Origin of the sequence: Marivita sp. (genome assembly GCF_051251565.1) — a bacterium.
GTDB lineage: Bacteria > Pseudomonadota > Alphaproteobacteria > Rhodobacterales > Rhodobacteraceae > Marivita.
In genome coordinates this window covers 92,950-112,009 of the sequence record NZ_JBPOFB010000008.1, presented here as the reverse complement: position 1 = coordinate 112,009, position 19,060 = coordinate 92,950, and the positions used below count along the sequence as shown (strand labels likewise).

Annotated in this window: 17 protein-coding genes; 5 read left to right on the top strand and 12 right to left on the bottom strand. The window is 61.0% G+C overall.

What is annotated here, in order from left to right:
- Positions 1–145: 145 nt before the first annotated feature.
- A complete protein-coding gene (locus ACSHXH_RS12475) occupies positions 146–865 on the top strand; it encodes a vWA domain-containing protein (protein ID WP_435672124.1) in 720 nt (239 codons plus the stop codon).
- Here the strand turns inward: ACSHXH_RS12475 and ACSHXH_RS12470 are convergent.
- The 6 genes from ACSHXH_RS12470 to pyrC form a co-directional block, all read right to left on the bottom strand.
- Entirely contained in the window at positions 828–1,502 is a 675-nt protein-coding gene (locus ACSHXH_RS12470) for an orotate phosphoribosyltransferase (protein ID WP_435672123.1), read from the bottom strand. The two genes, ACSHXH_RS12475 and ACSHXH_RS12470, sit on opposite strands and share 38 nt — an antisense overlap.
- A 114-nt stretch (positions 1,503–1,616) precedes the next feature.
- On the bottom strand, positions 1,617–2,654 hold the full coding sequence (locus tag ACSHXH_RS12465) for a PucR family transcriptional regulator (protein WP_435672122.1): 1,038 nt from the start codon (positions 2,652–2,654) through the stop codon (positions 1,617–1,619).
- Complete coding sequence (locus ACSHXH_RS12460) at positions 2,651–4,093, bottom strand: PucC family protein (protein WP_435672121.1); 1,443 nt, start codon at positions 4,091–4,093, stop codon at positions 2,651–2,653. Before ACSHXH_RS12460 ends, ACSHXH_RS12465 begins: the two co-directional genes overlap by 4 nt.
- Before the next feature lie 112 nt (positions 4,094–4,205).
- The gene (locus tag ACSHXH_RS12455) at positions 4,206–4,526 is read right to left on the bottom strand and encodes a light-harvesting protein (RefSeq protein ID WP_435672120.1); all 321 of its coding nucleotides are present in this window, start codon (positions 4,524–4,526) and stop codon (positions 4,206–4,208) included.
- A 12-nt stretch (positions 4,527–4,538) separates the two neighbouring features.
- The gene (gene pufB, locus ACSHXH_RS12450) at positions 4,539–4,697 is read right to left on the bottom strand and encodes a light-harvesting antenna LH1, beta subunit (RefSeq protein WP_435672119.1); all 159 of its coding nucleotides are present in this window, start codon (positions 4,695–4,697) and stop codon (positions 4,539–4,541) included.
- Between the two features lie 406 nt (positions 4,698–5,103).
- Complete coding sequence (gene pyrC / locus ACSHXH_RS12445; protein WP_435672118.1) at positions 5,104–6,144, bottom strand: dihydroorotase; 1,041 nt, start codon at positions 6,142–6,144, stop codon at positions 5,104–5,106.
- A gap of 289 nt (positions 6,145–6,433) precedes the next feature.
- Between pyrC and ACSHXH_RS12440 the strand changes: the two genes are divergently transcribed.
- The gene (locus tag ACSHXH_RS12440) at positions 6,434–7,489 is read left to right on the top strand and encodes a sodium-dependent bicarbonate transport family permease (protein WP_435672117.1); all 1,056 of its coding nucleotides are present in this window, start codon (positions 6,434–6,436) and stop codon (positions 7,487–7,489) included.
- Between the two features lie 95 nt (positions 7,490–7,584).
- Here ACSHXH_RS12440 and ACSHXH_RS12435 read toward each other — a convergent pair whose 3' ends face one another.
- Positions 7,585–8,538 (bottom strand): phosphoadenosine phosphosulfate reductase, encoded by a 954-nt coding sequence (locus tag ACSHXH_RS12435; RefSeq protein ID WP_435672116.1) that lies wholly within the window; start codon positions 8,536–8,538, stop codon positions 7,585–7,587.
- A 98-nt stretch (positions 8,539–8,636) separates the two neighbouring features.
- Entirely contained in the window at positions 8,637–9,692 is a 1,056-nt protein-coding gene (locus ACSHXH_RS12430; protein ID WP_435672115.1) for a glycosyltransferase family 2 protein, read from the bottom strand.
- A 152-nt stretch (positions 9,693–9,844) separates the two neighbouring features.
- Here ACSHXH_RS12430 and ACSHXH_RS12425 point away from each other — a divergent pair, with 152 nt between their 5' ends.
- Both ACSHXH_RS12425 and ACSHXH_RS12420 read left to right on the top strand, forming a co-directional pair.
- Positions 9,845–10,753 (top strand): AAA family ATPase, encoded by a 909-nt coding sequence (locus ACSHXH_RS12425; RefSeq protein ID WP_435672114.1) that lies wholly within the window; start codon positions 9,845–9,847, stop codon positions 10,751–10,753.
- Between the two features lie 61 nt (positions 10,754–10,814).
- A complete protein-coding gene (locus ACSHXH_RS12420; RefSeq protein ID WP_435672113.1) occupies positions 10,815–12,065 on the top strand; it encodes a vWA domain-containing protein in 1,251 nt (416 codons plus the stop codon).
- 96 nt (positions 12,066–12,161) lie between these two features.
- On the opposite strand, the gene ACSHXH_RS12415 is transcribed toward ACSHXH_RS12420, so the two are convergent.
- The 4 genes from ACSHXH_RS12415 to ACSHXH_RS12400 all read right to left on the bottom strand — a co-directional run bounded on the left by ACSHXH_RS12415 (position 12,162) and on the right by ACSHXH_RS12400 (position 15,616).
- Positions 12,162–12,671 (bottom strand): bactofilin family protein, encoded by a 510-nt coding sequence (locus tag ACSHXH_RS12415; protein WP_435672112.1) that lies wholly within the window; start codon positions 12,669–12,671, stop codon positions 12,162–12,164.
- The gene (locus ACSHXH_RS12410; protein WP_435672111.1) at positions 12,661–13,974 is read right to left on the bottom strand and encodes a DUF5930 domain-containing protein; all 1,314 of its coding nucleotides are present in this window, start codon (positions 13,972–13,974) and stop codon (positions 12,661–12,663) included. The genes ACSHXH_RS12415 and ACSHXH_RS12410 overlap by 11 nt, the downstream gene beginning before the upstream one ends.
- Before the next feature lie 216 nt (positions 13,975–14,190).
- The gene (locus ACSHXH_RS12405; RefSeq protein ID WP_435672110.1) at positions 14,191–15,000 is read right to left on the bottom strand and encodes a ferritin-like domain-containing protein; all 810 of its coding nucleotides are present in this window, start codon (positions 14,998–15,000) and stop codon (positions 14,191–14,193) included.
- A 148-nt stretch (positions 15,001–15,148) separates the two neighbouring features.
- A complete protein-coding gene (locus ACSHXH_RS12400) occupies positions 15,149–15,616 on the bottom strand; it encodes a peroxiredoxin (RefSeq protein ID WP_435672109.1) in 468 nt (155 codons plus the stop codon).
- An 84-nt stretch (positions 15,617–15,700) separates the two neighbouring features.
- Here ACSHXH_RS12400 and ACSHXH_RS12395 point away from each other — a divergent pair, with 84 nt between their 5' ends.
- Entirely contained in the window at positions 15,701–18,991 is a 3,291-nt protein-coding gene (locus ACSHXH_RS12395) for a hypothetical protein (protein WP_435672108.1), read from the top strand.
- The last annotated feature ends 69 nt before the right edge of the window (positions 18,992–19,060 follow it).

The window sequence follows — 19,060 nt, the reverse complement described above, 5'->3', positions numbered from 1 at the left end:
TTATTGGGTAAGTGCTCGTCAACATCTGGTAGGTTGGGAGGCGCTCTGTGTCGAAAGAAACACGCGTGCGTCGATCCTGCATTGGGTTTGCAGCAAGGCGTTGCGCATGCGACCCTGTGATCACCTTTGGAAAGGCGTGCGTGTCATGAAAACGATTCTGAACGCTGTGGTTGCTTTGGCGGTTGCGACGGCTCCGCTTGCCGCGCAAGAAACCTGCACCCGCGATGCAATGGTGGTGTTTGACGGCTCTGGGTCGATGGCCGAGATGGGCTTTAACCTGATGGATGAGCCGCGCATCTTTGATGCCCGCCGCGCGGTGCGCACAGTCATGCCGCAGGTCGCGCCTTCGCGCCGGATCGGGTTGGTTACCTACGGGTTTGGCAGCTCGGAAAGCTGTGCCTCTGTGGTCGTGCGGTTTGCGCCTGTGCCGGATGCGGCGGACCGGATTATTTCCGAGATCGACCGCCTGACCCCGGCGGGAGAGACGCCATTGACCGACGCAATTGCCGAGGCTGCTAGGGTTTTGGACTATGAGAACTCCCCCGGCGAGATCGTTCTGGTCACCGATGGGAAAGAGACCTGTGGTGGTGCACCGTGCCAGTTGGCAGCCGATCTGGCAGCGGGGGCGGATATGGTGGTCCATGTGATCGGGTTCCGGGTGCGGGGCGACCATTTCGCATGGCCGGACCAGCCACAGGACGACATGGCATCGCCGGTGGCTCGGTGCCTCGCGGATCGGACGGGGGGCATGTATTTGCAGGCTGAAACGCTTGATGATCTCATCGGCGCGCTTCGGCAGACATTGGGGTGTCAGGTGATCGGGGACGCTACTTTCGGGCGTCCTGCCACGCGCGCGGTGCTTTGAGAAACGCCTCGACCGCGGTCAGGATCGCGTCGTCAAACGCGCCTTGTGCGCGGGCTTCGGCCAGAACATCCCACCACGTGCACAGGTGGTGCAACTGCACGCCGTGATCGCCCAGTGTCTTGGTCGTTTCGGGGAAGATGTCGTAGTAAAAGATCACCGCCGTGTGACCGCAGGTGGCCCCGGTTTCACGGATCGCGTCCACAAAGCTAAGCTTTGATCCGCCATCGGTTGTCAGGTCTTCGACCAAGAGAACGCGCTGGCCTTCGGTCATGGCGCCTTCAATGCGGGCATTGCGGCCATAGCCTTTGGGCTTTTTGCGCACATAGGTCATGGGCAGCGCCATGCGTTCGGCCACCAGCGCGGCAAAGGGGATGCCCGCGGTTTCACCGCCGGCTATGTTGTCGAACGCCTCGAACCCGGCGTTGCGCATCACCGTGATCGTCAAAAAGTCCATCAGGGTGGACCGGATGCGCGGGAACGAGATCAGCTTGCGACAGTCGATATAGGTGGCAGAAGGCAGGCCGGACGCGAGGATGAACGGGTCTTCGGGCCGAAAGTTCACCGCGCCGATTTCCAGCAGCATCCGCGCCGTGAGGCGGGCGATCTCTTCGGATGTCGGATACGAGGTGGGGATCATGGCGCGGCTCCTCTGCGAGCGGTTTGCGCCGCTCTAGCGGGTTTTTTCGCAGAGGAAAAGGGCGGGCAGGGTGTCTGCCAGCCCGTCAAAGCATTGGCGGAGCCTGTGTCGCGCCTAACGCCTTTTGATCGTGGGAAGGCCCAGCATCTTGGAAAACGACCATCCGTCGCCACCATCCTCTGCGCGGCGGATCACCAGTGGCAGGATCATGTTGGCCATTCTTGCATGGCGCGGAATGAGCGATGCGGTGGAGGGTGTGCGGCGGCTGATCAGCCCTATGGGAAAGCTGGCCATACGGGCATGTTTGGGAAAGATCGACGCGTCATAGGGTTTGCGACGGCTGAGCAACCCAATCGGGAAATTCGCCATGCGCGGCCCGCCGGGGATCAGCGCGTTGGTCCCGGTCTTGCCCGTGATCAGGTGTGGAAACGGCCAATTGGCCATGCGCATATGACGTGGGAAGGCGAACCCGTCCCACGGTTTGCGCCGACTGATCAGGGGGATTGGCCAGTTGGCCATCCGTGCATGCCGTGCAAAGGCAAAGCCGTCATAGGGTTTGCGGCGGCTGATCAGACCAATGGGGAAAGACGCCATGCGCGCGTGGCGTGGAAAGATCGAACCGGTGAAGGGCGTGCGCCGACTGATAAGCGGGATCGGCCAATTGGCCATGCGTCCATGACGTGGGATTGCCATGTCATCATAGGGCTTGCGGCGGCTGATCAGCGGGATTGGCCAGTCAGCCATGTGATGCGTGCTGTCCGATGGGTCTTTCTGGCGCATGAGCATATGCGGATGATCGGTCAGAACGCTCAGTCGGCGGGCGCGTTCGTCTTTGACAAACACGTCTTGGTTAAGGTCGCCCAGATCGACCGCGCCATTGGCGTGGGCCACCTGTCGTGTGATCTTGGTCACGCCCAGAGGCTTGTAAGTGCCGCGCACCATAAGCACCGCACCACCAGAGCCCATCCGCGCGGCATAGGCCGCTGCGGTGCCCGGCAGGACATCAGCCTTTTGCAGCGTGTCTGCCAGGCCTTTGGCGGTTTCAAAGATGCGGATGATCGACGGCGACACCTTGTGTGTATACATCAAGTCGCGTTTTGCCGCGTGCGCCTGTTTGGCGGTTTCGAAGTATCGGGTGGTAATCGTCGTCATGGTGCCTCCACCGTGTTGGATTGCGAGGATGCCGAAGCGGGCGCTGCGCGTGACAGGTCACCCCGGCCCGCGCGTGGGACAATCAAAAGGACGGCCAGCACAAGCAACGCCATCTCGAACGAGAATACCACATTATAGGGGGTTTCCACGGAAATTCCGTTTGCCCCGCTGGGAAGTGCGCCAATCAGGTCGCGCGCCCATCCGGCCAGCGCCATGCCGATCCCGGCCGCCGTGGCCTGAACGCTGCCCCATGCGCCAAGCGCCAGTCCGACCTTGTCCTTGGGGGCGGCACGCATTGTGGCGGTCAGGGTGGAATGGCCAAACAGGCCAGCGCCAAGGCCAATCATCAGCGTGCCCACCAAGAAGGCGGGTGTGCCGCCGCCATAGGCCGAAAAGATGATTGCGGCAAAACCGGGAATGCCGATCAGGGCACCGCCCAACGATGTGACCGAAGTCTGGCCCCCGGCACCCAGAACCCGCGAGGCGATGGCAAAGCCCGCAAGGGTGCCACCAGCCAGAAGCGCCGTCAGCTTGGTGGTGCTGGCTACAGAAAGGCCAAGCGCCTCGCCGCCATAGGGTTCCAGCAACACGTCTGCCATGCCAAAGCCAAAGGTGCCAAGGGCAATGATCACAAGCAGCCGGGGCATGCCTGCGGTCTGCATCAGCTCTGCCCATGCATCGCGGAACGCAATGTCGGGGGCAGTTTCCATGGCCTTTGCCCGCGAGCGGTTGCGGGCTTCTTGTTTCCACATCGCAAGGAAATTCAGGGCCACGGTCACAACCGCTGTGCCTTGGATCACCTGTATCAGCCGACCGGGTGTGTAGCTGTCGAGCAGCGCCCCGTAGATCAGCGCGCTGACGACCATTCCGACCAAAAGCATCACATACATCAGGCCCACGACCTTGGGTTGGTCGGGCTCATCGACAAGGTCGGTCGCCAGAGCAAGGCCAACGGTCTGCACCATGTGCACGCCCGCGCCGACCAGCAGGAAGGACAGTCCGGCGGAACTGTAGCCGATCCAGCGCGGGGCATCGAAAGCCTCGCCATAGCCGGACAGAACCAGCAGGGCGAAGGGCATAATGGCAAAGCCTCCGAACTGGTAGAGCGTGCCTTTCCAGATATAGGGCAGGCGCCGCAGACCCAGTGCGGATTTGTGGACGTCAGATTTAAAACCGATCAGCGCGCGAAACGGGGCAAAGATGATGGGCAAGGCCAGCATGGTGCCCACAAGGCTCGCGGGGACGGACAGTTCGACGATCATCACGCGGTTCAGAGTTCCGACCATCAGAACAAGCGCCATGCCAACGGTCACCTGAAACAGGGAAAGACGCAGCAGGCGCGACAGCGGCACTGTGTCCGACGCCACGTCTGCAAATGGCAGGTAGCGCGGGCCGATGGTTGCCAGCTTGGTCAGAACAACGCGACGGTAGTCGAACATTCCCGAGCACCTTTCCACACCCCGTGCGCCAAAGATGGAGGGGCGAACGGCTGAAATCCGGGGGGATGCGGGCCCGGACGTTCTGCGCCCGGGTCCACATGGCGGGATGCGGTTACAACTCGGGTTGTACCGAAGGCGGCTGGATCAGCGCTTTTGTGGCTGTGCCATCGGGCAGGATGATCGTCACTTCGAAACTGCCATCCGCTTGTGGCACCACATAGCTGGCCTTGGCGGTGTTTGCGTCGGGGGCGATCATTGTTGCCGCCGCCATGTCGCCCGATCCCAGTTCTTGACCGGACAGGAAATCAGACACCCATGATGTGTTACTGAGCACGGCAACATGGACGGCAAAAGACCCGACCGCGACCGCGCCGAGGAACAAGGGAACACCGACCGCAGGGGGGACGACAAGCCACATTTTTGCATTGTTCATTCTGTCTCTCCCTTACCCGAGCCACGGAGTGGATACGGCGACGAGAAAATGCGCGAGCAGGGCAATCGCTCCGAAAACGCGTGTTCCGTCGATCAGGTAGCTGTGAACTTCCTCAGCTTCCTTCAAGGTCAAACCGGTCGGCCAGACCCTATCTTCATCATCTGCTGACATTTTGAACTCCTCCTTCGTGTTGGTTCAAGTTGGGTTCGGAGCGCGCGGGCAACGGGCTTTGCACCCGGAGCAATCGGCCTGCACCCCATAGAAAGCCGATCTGAAACACCGTCAGGTATCTTTCGATAAGTCTGTAATAAAAATCTTACACAAGCAATTGTAAATTTAAGTTTACACACTCGACCTGTCAAAATCTGGATGTGGATTTGGAAATACGCAATGGATTTCAGGTTCTTGAACGGGGCTACATATATGGGTGTTTTGCCAAAATTCCGTGCAGGCCGTGGGCTGTTGCAAGGATTTTAGGCGGATATGACTGATTCTCAGTCGGGACTAAGGGGCAGGCGCGTGCGTCTGCGTTCACAGTCGATGGCTGTGTTGTTTGGGTCGTCCAGAATGGGGTGGCTTAGTCCGCGACGCGCCAGTGCAGGGGCATCATTGGGTCAAACACGGTGACCGGGCCATCGCCGGTGTCGATCTGGCCGGGATACGTGATGGGATCGCCTTTGGTGAGGGTGATCGTGCTGTCATTCGCGGGCAGGCGGTAGAATTTCGGACCTCTTAGGCTGGTGAATGCCTCAAGCCGGTGCAGCGCGCCTTCTTGTTCGAACACTTCGGCAAGGATCGACAGCGTGTTGGTTGCGGTAAAGCATCCCGCGCAGCCACAGGGCATGAACTTGTTGGCGTCCGTATGCGGTGCACTGTCAGTACCCAGAAAGAACGTGGGATCGCCGCTGGTGGCGGCGCGGCGCAGGGCAAGGCGGTGTTCCTCGCGCTTTGCGACGGGCAGGCAGTAGTAATGCGGCTTGATCCCACCTGCGAGGATATGGTTGCGGTTGATCACAAGGTGATGCGTGGTGATCGTTGCCCCCAGATCGGGGCCGCCTTCGGACGCGTATTCGACGCCCTGCATCGTGGTGATATGTTCCATCACCACTCGCAAGCCGGGGGTCGCGCGGCGGATTGGATCAAGGATCTTCTCGATGAACACGGCCTCGCGGTCGAAAATATCGACGTCGCTTTCGGTGACTTCGCCATGCACACAGAGCGGGCAGCCGATGTCTGCCATCTTTTCCAGAACCGGGCGCACCTTGTCGAAATTGCGCACGCCGCTGGCGGAATTCGTCGTCGCCCCTGCGGGGTACAGCTTGACCGCCGTGATCAGCCCATCGGCATGCGCGCTGGCCAGATCCTCGGGGTCAGTGTCTTCGGTCAGGTACAGCGTCATCAACGGGGTGAAGGACGATCCTTCTGGCAGGGCGGCCAAGATACGATCCCTGTAGGCTGCGGCATCCGTGCCTGTGACCACCGGAGGCACAAGGTTGGGCATGATGATCGCGCGGGCAAAATGGCGCGCAGTTTCAGGGGCCACGGCGCGGAGCATCTCGCCATCGCGCAGATGCAAATGCCAGTCGTCGGGTGTGCGAAGGGTGATCGTGTTTGTCATGCCATGGCGCGTAGCACGCGCCGGGCTTTGATGCTAGATCGCAACGTTTGGATTTTTGGCCAAACGGATTGAGGCTGGGAACTGGGTCAAGCAGATACCCGCTTGTTGTGGCGATCCAAAGGTGAAAAAGTATCGTTTGGATACAGCGTGATGCCAAAGAGATACCTCAAGTGGGTGTGCGTGAAAATCGTTCACATAAATAGAACGATAATTTCTAAACAATATATTTTTCTTCTATTTTGGAATGACGCAAACGGTCGCTACACACTTGCACCGGAGCCTCTCGACCATGGAATTTATCACTGACATCGCGATGACCATCGTGGCGCAACTTCAAAAACCGACACTTGCCTTTCTGATCGGTGGTATGGTGTTGGCCGCGCTAGGAAGCCGCCTTGAGGTGCCGGAGCCTGTCTACAAGCTGATCGTTCTGCTGTTGCTCATGAAGGTTGGGCTGAGCGCGGGGATGGCGGTGCGAGAGGCGGATCTGATCTCGCTTGCGGTGCCCGCGCTTGGGGCTGTGGCTGCGGGTATCGTGATTGTGCTTCTTGGGCGGTTCGTTCTGCTGCGGCAGCGCGGAGTGACTGAAATGGACGGCATGGCAACCGCCGGTTTGTTCGGTGCGGTCTCGGCCTCGACCTTGGCTGCCGGGATGGCCATGCTCGACGCTGAGGGCATCGCCTATGAGGGTTTTATCGGCGCGCTTTATCCGTTCATGGATGTTGCGGCGCTTTTGACGGCGATTGTGCTGGCCCGGATGAGCGCGGAACGCAAGATGGTGGCCAGCGGTGGCGCAGATGGTACGGCGACCGTCACAATGTCTGGATCGGGTGGGGGACTGAACGGGGATTTGGTGCGCGATATTCTTGTCGACACCCTCAAAAGCCCGGCGATTTCGGCGCTGTTGTTGGGGCTGGGTCTGGGGCTCTTGGCGCGGCCGGATGCGGTTTACGAAAGCTTTTATGAACCGCTGTTCCGGGGGCTTTTGTCGCTGCTGATGCTGGTGATGGGCATGGAGGCATGGTCGCGGCTGTCTGACATGCGCAAGGTTGCCCATGTCTATGTGGTCTACGGCCTCACTGCGCCGATCATTCACGGTCTGATCGGGTTCGGGTTTGGCCTTTTGGCGCATCACCTGACCGGGTTTTCGGCTGGTGGTGTTGTGCTGCTCGCGGTGATGGCGTCGTCAAGCTCAGACATCTCGGGCCCACCAACTTTGCGGGCGGCGCTGCCCGAGGCCAATCCATCGTCCTATGTGGGAACTTCCACAGGGCTTGGGACACCGGTGGCGATCTTGTCGATCCCGCTGTGGATCGCTATGGCGGAGCGGTTCATCGGGTCGTGATCCGGCGTGGCGCAAGGACGGTGATTTGACAGAGTGTCAGACGCGGCAGACGGTGTGATGCCTTGGCATCGCACCGTTTGCACCGGGTGCTGGGGTCAGTCTTCGCTCGTGCCCGCCTCGGGATCGGTGGATTGCTGCATCGCCTTGAGCTTGCGCCGGTAGCGCGGCCCGCCAAAGGTTTCCACGATGTGTGAACAAACGGCAGCGGCCATCAAAGGGCGTTCATGCGCCTCGACAGTGGCGAAGAGTTTCTTGCAGTAGGTCACGTAATCGCGGCGCTTGCGATAGAGCCGGGCAAACAGCGCGTCGTCCAATTGGCCTTTTGCGGCGCCGGTGACGAGAGGTTCCAGAATACCCATATGATTCATATGGGCCTGCATGCCACCGCCCAGAAGCCGGGCGCGGAGGCGTTTGTTGCCCGCGCGCTCGAACAGGGCGGCGTGCATCGCGCCAAGCTGATCTTGTGGGTCGTAGACGATAAAGGCCGCTTTGGCCGCTTCCAGCATATCGGGGGCAAAGCCATAGCGGTCGGTAAAATCTGTCTTGCGCATGTGGGTGAACCGATCATCCCATTCGGTCACGCGTGGGTCCAGCGTCGCTTGGGGTTCAAGCGCAATCACCGTCGCACCGGGAGAGGCGACGGAATAGGCACAGGCCGCGTAGCCGCAGGGGCCAGCGCCGAAAAAGATCACCTGTTCAAAGTCTTCAAAGAACCCGTCATCGGTCATTTGATCGAAAAAGCCGTATACCTCGCCGTCGCGGAACCAAGTGTCACGGTTGCTGATCACGGTCAGGCAGGACCAATCATTGTCGCGGGCCAGATCAAACCCCACGGGGCGCGCATCGTCGGACAGGGCTTGGATGGCAGGCAGGGATTCAAAGCTCACCAACAGGGTGTCGCCTTTTTCGACAAAGACGGCGTTGTGGTGTTTGCCCAATGGCTCAAAGAACCCGGACACATCGCCAAGGTCGTTCATCTTCTGAAGCCACTCCGCCGGGCGGAGGTCTGTCAGAGAAATCGTATATGGCTCTTGTCCGTCCTGCATCATCGAAATGTCCTCATCACATCGGGCCCTTTTGAGGGTCTTTGTTTGGGGCAAGGGGTATCTCTGGATTCGGGCAGAATTGAGCCAAAATGCAGGGAAGTCTATGAAGTTTCGGCGTCAGTGCGGGTTTGTGCCTGTGCTATCTTTGTCAACCGTGCGACCGTTTCTGTGGTCAGCAGTTGCGATGGGGGCGTCATGAGAAGACGCCCGTAGAGATCGCGGTAAAGATCGTCCTCAAGCAGCGTTTCGAGCCGCGCTTTGCGCCACGCGACCGCCTTTTGGTGCAGGTTGGACAAAACCGCGTCGGCACCAAGGGCGGCCCGGATCGGTTTCACGCGGTCCCACAGCGGCAAAGCCGTGCGGTCTTGGTTGGTGTTGAGGTTGCGTTCTACCCAATAATCCACCCCCAGCCGGTCCGCGCTGTGCACCGCCCGGCCCCGGTCGGACTTGAGCACATAGCTGTCAACAGCGCCCAGCGGGTAGTGGTTGAGCTGCACAAGCGCATGTTGCTGCAGGCGGTAGTCGGAAAAGATGCGCCCCGATGCCATATCGGGCGGCAACGCGCGGCCCGAACCATCATACCAGCGTGCCTCGGCCAGACGGTCTTCAACCGGGTTGCGGGGGCGATGTACCCCGAGATTTCGGTAAGTCTTGTCGTTCAGATATAGCGTCTTGAACATCGACGCGCGCCATGGCCACGGCATGGGATGTGGCGATGCGCGGGTGAACTGCACCGGCACGGGTTTGTCCTCGTAGGCGACAACACCCGCGTTGCCAAAATTGCGCCATGTCAGCGTGATGGCGGTTGCATCTGGCAGCGCGCCAATCAGCGCGGGCAGGGTGCGGTCGCCCACATGCACGTTGATAAATTCGTCGATATCCAGCGTGATCACCCACGCGGCGCGCTTGAGCGCGTCACAGCGGCTGGCCAGTTTCAGCCCGCTGAACTGGATGCCGCCTTTGCCATAGGGCGGGGCATTGCGGATGTGGGTCAGCCAGCCCAACACGTCTAGCCGATCAAGCATCGTGTCGGTGCCGTCGTCGCATTCGTTGGAGACGACGACAAAATCGGTCACACCCACACTTCGATGCCAGGCCAGCCAATCCAGCAGGAACGCCGCCTCGTTGCGGACACACATAACGGCGGTGACGGTCACGGGCAATCGGCCTTGCACATTGGGGTCATTACTGCGTGAACCTTGTCAGGTCGGACCTTTGGCGTCAATTCAAGGGGCATCCTTTGCGACCTTGGCGCTATTGACCTTAGGGGGGGCACGGGGCAGCAAGGCCTATGACAAAGGAGCATCTCATGCAGACACCGCAAAGTATCGACGCTGTTCAATCCACGCTGGCCGACACGGGCTATGTCTGTGGACGGGCGCTTGCCACCGTGGTGTTCCTATCGCTGAAACTGGGCAGGCCGCTGTTCCTTGAGGGCGAGGCGGGTGTCGGCAAGACCGAGATCGCCAAGGCGTTGGCTGCCAGTCTGGGGCGCAAGCTGATCCGGTTGCAGTGCTATGAAGGCTTGGATATTTCCAGTGCGGTTTACGAATGGAACTTTCCGGCGCAGATGATTGCCATCCGCACCGCAGAGGCGTCGGGCAATGCAGACCGCGAGATGTTGCAGCGCGAGCTTTTCAGCCCGGACTTTCTGGTGGAACGTCCCTTGCTCGAAGCGATGCGCCCGGATGAGCACGGCGCGCCGGTGCTGTTGATCGACGAGCTGGACCGCACGGATGAACCGTTTGAGGCGTTCCTCTTGGAGGCGCTGTCGGACTTCCAGGTGACCATCCCTGAGCTTGGCACGATCAAGGCGCCCGAGCCGCCCATCGTGATCCTCACCTCGAACCGCACCCGCGAAGTGCATGACGCGCTCAAACGCCGGTGCCTGTATCACTGGGTCGACTACCCCGATTTCGACCGCGAGCTTGAGATCCTACAGGCCCGCGCGCCCAAAGCCGCTGCAACCCTGAGCCGCGAGATCGTGGCTTTTGTCCAACGTTTGCGGACCGAAGACATCTTCAAGAAACCGGGCGTGGCTGAAACCATCGACTGGGCGAAATGCCTGCTGGCGCTTGATGTGGTCGATCTGTCGCCCGAGGTGATCTCCGACACGCTGGGCGCTATCCTGAAATATCAGGACGACATCCAGAAGCTTCAGGGCTCGGAGGCCAAGCGGTTGCTGGACGAGGCCAAGGCGTCGCTCGAACCGGCATGAGGCTTCTTTGGGCTGAAAATACCTCGGGGGACGGGGGGCAGAGCCCCCGGTCGGCCATGTAATGGCCGAATACATTCCCATTGAACTGCCAGACAACCCGCGTCTGGCGCAGAACATCATCCATTTCGCCCGCGCGCTGCGGCGGGCAGGTCTGCCCATCGGGCCGGGCCGGGTGATCGACGCCATCCGCGCGGTGGAGGCGGCGGGCTTTACCGAACGGATGGATTTCTTCTGGACGCTGCACGCCTGCTTTGTGAACCGCCCCGAACACCGTGTGATCTATGCGCAGGTGTTCCGGCTCTACTGGCGTGACCCGCGATATCTCGAACACATGATGTCCTTCATGTTGCCCGCGATCCGCGGTGTGCAGGAAGAAAAATCCGCAGCCTCGGGCGAAAAACGCGCGGCACAGGCCTTGCTGGATGATCTAATCCCCGAGGTGCCCGAGAACGAACAGTCCCAAGAGGGCACCGAGATCGAGATCAAATCGACGCTCACCATGTCTGCCGAAGAAAAGCTGCGAACCTTGGATTTCGAACAGATGTCCACGGCCGAAGTGGCCGAGGCCAAGCGGATGTTGGCGCGTCTCAGTCTGCCGGTCAAACCGATCCCGTCGCGTCGCGGCAAAGCCTCGGTGCTGGGCAAGCAAGCGGATTACCGGCGCACGCTGATGAAATCCATGCGGCAGGGCGGTGAAATCCGGTCGATTGCGCGCAAGACGCCGCGTCCGCGTTGGCCAAATCTGGTGGTGCTCTGCGATATCTCGGGGTCGATGAGCCAATATTCCCGCATGGTGCTGCATTTCCTGCATGCGGTCGCCAACGAGAAAGGTGCAGGCTGGGCCAAGGTTCATGCCTTCACCTTTGGCACGCGGCTGACCAACATCACCCGACATCTGGCAACCCGCGATGTGGATGCGGCGCTAAAATCCGCCGGGGCCGAGGCGCAGGATTGGGAAGGCGGCACGCGGATCGGATCGTCGCTGCACGCGTTCAACCGTGACTGGTCACGGCGTGTGATGGGGCAGGGTGCGGTTGTTTTGCTGATCACTGACGGTCTGGACCGTGATGACGCGGGCGCGCTGGAGAAAGAGATGGAGCGCTTGCACCTGTCATCGCGCCGCCTGATCTGGATCAATCCGCTTTTGCGCTGGGACGGGTTTGCGCCCAAGGCCACGGGTATCCGGGCGATGTTGCCCCATGTGGACAGCTTTCGCGCCGGACATTCGATCCAGTCGCTTGAGGAATTGGCGATTGCCATCTCGCGCCCCGATGATCCGGGAGAAAAGCTCCGGTTGATGGGGATGCTTTGAAAGCTGCCCTGCGCGTCTTCCTAAGATGTCGTGCCCGCGAACGAAAAAGGGCCGCCCCAAAAGGACGGCCCAAATAGCAGCGGTGATCGGGGGGGATCAGCCGTTTGATGCTGCCGGGGCAGGCGCCGCTGCCGCAATCGGCTTGGCCTTGCCACCATTCAGCGGATCGTCCTGACGTTGAACCGAGCCTTCAAAATGTGCGCCGGATTCAATCGCGATGGTCTTATGGATGATGTCACCCTCAACGCGGGCCGTCGCCGTCAGGCGCACCTTGAGACCGCGCACGCGGCCCACGACACGGCCGTTCACGACCACATCATCCGCAACAACTTCGCCCTTTATGGTTGCGGTTTCGCCAACGGTCAAAAGATGCGCACGGATGTCGCCTTCAACAGTGCCTTCGACGTTGATGTCGCCGGTTGTCTTGAGATTTCCGGTGATGTGCAGATCGCTAGACAGGATCGACGCGGCAGGTTTCGCCTTGGGGGCGGATGCCTTGAATTCGGTTGCCGAACCGGGGCGCGACGTTTCAGGCATAACCGGCTTCTGTGCGCTTGTGTCGTCGACCTTGGGGCCGGGCTCATTAATCTTGCTCTTAGAAAACATCGTTTGCAGCCTTGATGTAGATCATGGGGTTGACAGGTTTGCCGCCGACGCGAACTTCGTAGTGCAGGTGCGTGCCGGTGGAACGTCCAGTGTTCCCCATAGCAGAGATGCGATCCCCGCGCGAGACCCTTTGGCCCTTTGTCACGTAGAGTTTTGAGTTATGCGCGTAGCGGGTTTCAATGCCAAATTCATGCTGTATTTTGACGAGCCTACCATATCCTGACTGCCAGCCCGCAAAAGTCACAACACCGTCCGCCGTTGCGTAGATCGGAGTGCCATGGGCAGCTGCAAAATCGGTGCCTGCATGCAGGCGGCCCCAGCGATAGCCAAAGCCGGACGTGAACCGGAACGAATCTTTCAGCGGCATCGCAAACGGCGCTTTTTCAGCCGCGATACGGTACAGGTTCAGGCGGTCCATCTGGTTCAGGATGCGATTGGCGCGCAGCACATCCTCAGACGGGTCTTCGCCGCGTGTTGAAAAGCTAAGTGGCATCAGCGGACCACCCTGACCGGAATAACCGCGACGCACCTGGTTCAGGATCGTGTCGGGGTTCATGCCAGCGGCTTCGAACATCTTGTCGAGCGGTTTGACCGAGACGGTCATCGCTTCTTCCAACTGGCGGAAGATGGTGTCGTTCTTTTCTTCCATCAGGCGAATTTCAGTCGCCATTTCGTCGGCCCGGATCAGTGCGTCCTGAGCGTCAGCCACAACTTGATCGCGTTCCTCGGCGGTGCGGGTCAGGGCGGCAGACAGGAAATCAAGCGTGGTCGTGTCAGCCGCGCTTGATGCGGCAAGCCCGGTGCCGCCATCTTGGATATCTGTGCGCAAGGCTGCCAGTTCGGTACGGACATCTTCACGCTCGCGGATGGCATCACGCAGCTTGAGCTGAACCGCCTCAAGGCCCGATTCAAGTTCGACACGGCTTGTTTCGGCATCAAGAAGGCTGGACTGCATCACGGACACTTGCTCCAGCGCCGTGTTGAAACGCTCTTGCGCAGCAATCGCTTCCGCGGCGCGGGCGTTGCGTTCTTCCGACAGGATGTTGAGGCGCATCTGATACGTCTCAAGATCCCGTCGTGCCTGTTCCCGGAAATTGCCCGACCCGATCGAGTCCATGAGCAACACGGCGGTGGCGATGATACTCCATGCGAGAACCAACGATGCCCCGCCAAACACCATGGCCTGTGTGCTGGATTTCAGGCGGATGAACCGTGTGTCGGAATCGGAGCGCAGAAAAAGACGGCGTTCCGGAAAAAAGCGTTCGAGTATGCCATGCAGTTTGATCGCAAGACGTGTGCGCACCTGTCTGTTCCTTTTTCCGTCCCAAGGTCGCGCCTCTCAAGCCCCAACTCCGGGCGCGTGTATGTTACGGCTCTACCGAGACATTCAGAAATTGGCAACGTTTTTGGGCAGGTGATTCCCGTTCGCACGCTCTCAATCACTGAATTGGCGAAATTTCGCCGATCTTCCCGTGGCTTACTTCGGGTTGTTGAAATGCCACATCCACCAAAAAAGCGTTCAGATCGCCTCGGAAAGGGGCCAGTAGAAGTCTGGAGGCAGCCCGGCTTCGGCGCGTTTTTCTTCGTTGAAAGGGGGTTTCAAGGCTCCTTTGAAGTATTTTCTCACAAGTTTATGAAATGTGTCTTTCGGGTCATGGTCGTGCCGACCACAGAGAAAGTGAAACCATTTCGATCCGTAGGCGACATGCCCAACCTCTTCACCGTAGATGGTTTCCAACGCGACCACGGCGCGTGTGGCCTCTGCTTTGCGGAAAATCTCGATCATGCCGGGGGTCACATCCAGCCCGCGTGCTTCAAGCACCATGGGCACGACGGCCAGCCGTCCCATAAAGTCGTCAGCTGTGTCCTCTGCCGCGCGCCACATACCGGCATGGGCCGGCAGGGCACCATAAAAGCTGTCTTGTTCCTCAAGACAATCACACATCAGGTTGAAATGCTTGGATTCCTCGTCCGCCGCTTTGACCCAATCGTCGTAGAACCCGGTCGGCATGGGGATATGTGCGAAGCGCGCGATGATGTCCCAATGCAGGTCCACCGCGTTCAGCTCAATATGGGCAACCGCGTGCAACAGCGCGATGCGCCCTTGAGGGCTGCCCGGCTTGCGCTTTGGCACATCCCGCGGGCTTAATAGCTCGGGCGCATCGGGTCTTGACGGTTGCACGGGCGGTGTGGCGGTGCCAATCGCCAAAGGTGCACCCGTTGCGCGTGCGGCAAACCATTGCTCTGCATAGCTGCGGGACTTGCCAGTTTTGGTGCGCCCGTCTGCCGTGGTCAGAACGTCCACGGCCATGTCACAAAGTGTCATCATGCCCTGACCTCGCGCGCAAAGCGTCGGATTGCAAGCATCGGTTCTGTCTTTTCTGGTTCAAAAATATCCTGGGTCTGGGGCCGCGCGCCCAGACGCGCGCCGCAATGCGCGCGGGTCGGATCGGGCAAAGCCCGATCCGAAACTTGTCTCAAAGCGCCTTTGCTGCCTCAAGCACCTCTTCGGCATGGCCCGGAACCTTGACCTTGCGCCAGGCACGCGCGATCCGGCCCTCGGCGTCGATCAGAAAAGTGGATCGTTCGATTCCCATGAACGTTTTGCCATACATGGACTTTTCCTGCCAAACGCCGAAATCCTCGGACGCCGTGCCATGTTCGTCGGATATCAGCGGCACGGTCAGCTTTTTCTTGGCGATGAACTTTTCGTGGCTCTCGAGGCTGTCTTTGGAAATGCCGAACACCTTGACGCCGATTTGGGCAAAGGCGTCGGTCAGTTCGGTGAAGGCTTCACTTTCCTTGGTGCAGCCGGGCGTGTCGTCGCGTGGGTAAAAGAACAGGACAAACGGTGTGCCGCGCAGGCCAGACAGGGACACGTCGCCGTGATCGCCGCCCTGAACGGGAAGGGTGAAGTCGGGAGCCATTTCCAGTGTATCGCTCATGGCGCTATCCTTTGATTGATATCAGGCGGTAGGGTGATAACCCTGCGACGTGAAGAATAACGCAAAAGGACGCCGCTTCCAGTGATGGACTCCGAGCAGCCGCAAGAAACCTCTGGAACCCCGCGCCGCAGGCGGCGGGGGCGGTGGGCGTTGGGGGTTGGGCTGGCGCTGATGCTGGTGGTTCTGGCAGCGGGGTGGGCCACGGTTGGGCGGAGCCTGTCAGCCCCGAATTGGGTGCGCGACACTGTCGAGACACGGCTGGCGGCTGCTTTGCCGGGGTTCATTGTGCGGTTTGGCGATGTGCAAGTGCGGCTGGAGCGTGATGGGCGCACCCGGATCATCCTGCTGGACGTGGATGTGCAAACCGCAACGGGCGGTCCGGTGGCGGTGTTGTCGGATGTGCAGATCGGCCTGACCGCCTATGATCTGATCCGCCGCAATCTGGTGTTGCGCGACCTGAGCGTCAGCGGCGCGTTTGTGACCCTGACACGCAACCGCGCCGGACAGCTGGGGCTGGCGCTGGGGGATACGTTTGCCCTGGGGGGCGCGGCCCCCGATGTGCCGACGCTGGTGGCCCAAGTGGACCGGCTGCTGATGGATGACCGGTTGTCGCGGCTGCAAAGCGTTGAGGCAAACGCGCTGACCTTGCGGTTTGAGGACGCCCGCGCGCGGCGCGGCTGGACAGTGGATGGCGGGCGGCTGCTGCTTGAGCGTGACGCCGATTTGCTGCGCCTGTCGGGGGATTTCGCGCTGTTGGGCGGCGGGGCCACGGCAACGCGGCTGCAACTGGATGCGTCCTCGACCATTGGGGACACCGATGTCGCGTTTGGTGTCTCGCTCGCTGATATGCCGTCGCAAGACATTGCGACCCAAGGCCCGGCGCTGGCATGGCTGGGGGCGCTGCGCGCGCCGATTTCGGGGGCGTTGCGCGCCACGCTGCGCGAAGACGGATCGCTGGGCGTTTTGAACGCCAGCTTGCAGATCGCCCAAGGTGTGGTGCAGCCCACGCCGGACACACCGCCGGTGCCGTTCAATTCCGCGCGCAGCTATTTCACGTTTGATCCTGACCGCGCCCAGATCACCTTTTCGGAATTGTCGGTGGACAGCGATCTGGTGCGGGCTGTGGCGGACGGGCGCGCGACCCTTGAGGGGCTGCGCAACGGCATCCCGTCTCAGATGCTGGGGCAGGTGCGGTTCAGCCTGCTTAAAGCCGCGCCCGACGATTTGTTCGACGCCCCTTTGGCGATTGACCGTGCCGAGCTGGATTTCCGGCTGCGGCTTGATCCGTTCGAGCTTGATCTGGGGCGCGTCTGGATCGACGATCCGCAAGTACCGTTGCGCATGACGGGCAAGCTGGCAACGACGGAAGATGCCTGGAATTATGCGCTGGATGGCACCATCGGTGCGCTGACACCCGAGACGCTGTTGCGGGTCTGGCCCGGGGCGCTGGCACCGCGGACCCGCGATTGGGTGGTCAACAATATCGAAGGCGGGGTCATCACGGCGGGGCAGTTTGCCTTGCGCTCGCAACCACAAGCGCGGCCGGTGGTGTTTCTGAATGCGGCTTTCGACAATGCGCAGGTGCGCTACACTCGGACCCTGCCGGTGGTTGAACGGGGCAAAGGCACGCTGACGCTCAATGCGAACCGTTTTGCGGTGCGGGTCACACAAGGCGAGATCACCCCGCCGCAAGGGGGCGTGATTGACGTCGCCGGTAGCACCTTTGTGATTCCCGACACGCGGCAAAGACCGGCTGAGGGGCAGGTCACGCTGGCGGGCGGTGGCCCGATCGAAGCGCTGTTGTCCTATCTGGATTCGCCGGGGCTTGAGATCCTGCAAAAGGCGAACCGGCCTGTTGATCTGCTTTCGGGTCGCGTGCGCGTTGACGGGTCGCTGGTGTTGCCACTTCGGCGGGGGGTCAAGCTGGCGGATATGGTGCTGGACATAAACGGTCGTGCGACCGGGGTCGAAAGCGACCAGATCGTGCCCAACCGTCGCCTTGCCGCCCGGTTGCTGGACGTGTCTGTGACCAATGACCGATTGCGTGTCTCCGGGCAGGCGTCCTTGTCCGGTGTGCCGTTTGACGGCTTTTGGACGTTGCCGTTCCCCGAACCGGGCCAACCCGCCACGGGCAGTGTTGTCGAGGGCACAGTAACCCTGTCCCAGGACGCCGCCCGCGCCTTTGGCGTGGCCTTGCCAGACGGCACGATCAGCGGGTCGGGTCCGGCCAGCCTGCGGGTGGATCTGCGCCGAGGCGCACCGCCCGCGTTTGAGCTGACATCGCGGTTGAGCGGGATTGGCGTGTCACTGCCTCCCATCGGTTGGAGCCTGCCGCGCGGCGCGGCGGGCAGTTTGCGGGTGGCCGGTGTTCTGGACCGGCCTGCCCGGATCGAGGCGCTGGTTCTGGAAGGTCCGGGGCTTGAGGCGCGCGGGGCGGTTCGGCTGAACAGCGACGGGTCGCTGGCATCGGTTGATCTGGAGCGGGTTCGCGCGGGCGGGTGGCTGGATGCCCCCGTCACGTTGACCGGGCGGGGGGCTGGCGTTGCCCCGGCGGTACGGATCAGCGGCGGCACCGTCGACCTGCGCACCGCGCCGTTTGGGCGCGGGCCGGGCGGGGCTGGTGCAGGTGGGCGCGTACCGCTGACGCTGGCGTTGGACCAATTGCAAATCTCGAACACCATTCGCCTGACCGATTTTCGGGCAGACCTGCAATCTGGGGGCGGGTTGACTGGGAATTTCACAGCCAATGTCAACGGAGCGGCGCCCATCACTGGCGAGGCGCTGGCGCAAGGTGGGTCCACGGCGTTGCGTATCCGGTCCAGTGATGCAGGCCAGGTGATCCGCGAGGCAGGTATCCTCAAGACGGTTGCGGGTGGCGACATGACCTTGGCGCTGGCCCCGGTCTCGGGGCAACCGGGCAGCTATGATGGAGCGTTGGACGTGGCGAACGCGCGTCTGCGCGATGCGCCTGCGATCGCCTCGATGCTGGACGCGATCAGCATTGTGGGTCTTCTGGACCAACTTGAAGGGCCGGGCATCCTGTTCACCGAGGTTGAGGCACGGTTTCGCCTGACACCGGATCGGCTCTACCTGACACGGTCGAGCGCCACCGGCCCGTCAATGGGAATTTCCATGGATGGCACCTATGCGTTGGGCACTGGCACGCTGGATTTGCAGGGGGTGTTGTCGCCGATCTTTTTCCTGAACGGCATCGGCAGCATCTTCACCCGTAAGGGCGAGGGGCTGATCGGGTTCAACTTCAACCTGACCGGTCCGGCCAGCCAGCCGAATGTCAGCGTGAACCCGTTATCGGCACTGACACCGGGAATGTTCCGCGAGATTTTTCGACGGCCTGCGCCGGTGCCGGGAGAGTGACCCCCGGTCCCCGCTTTTGTTGTACGTCAGACTTAGGTATGGGCTGTGACGACGCAACAGACCCGGACC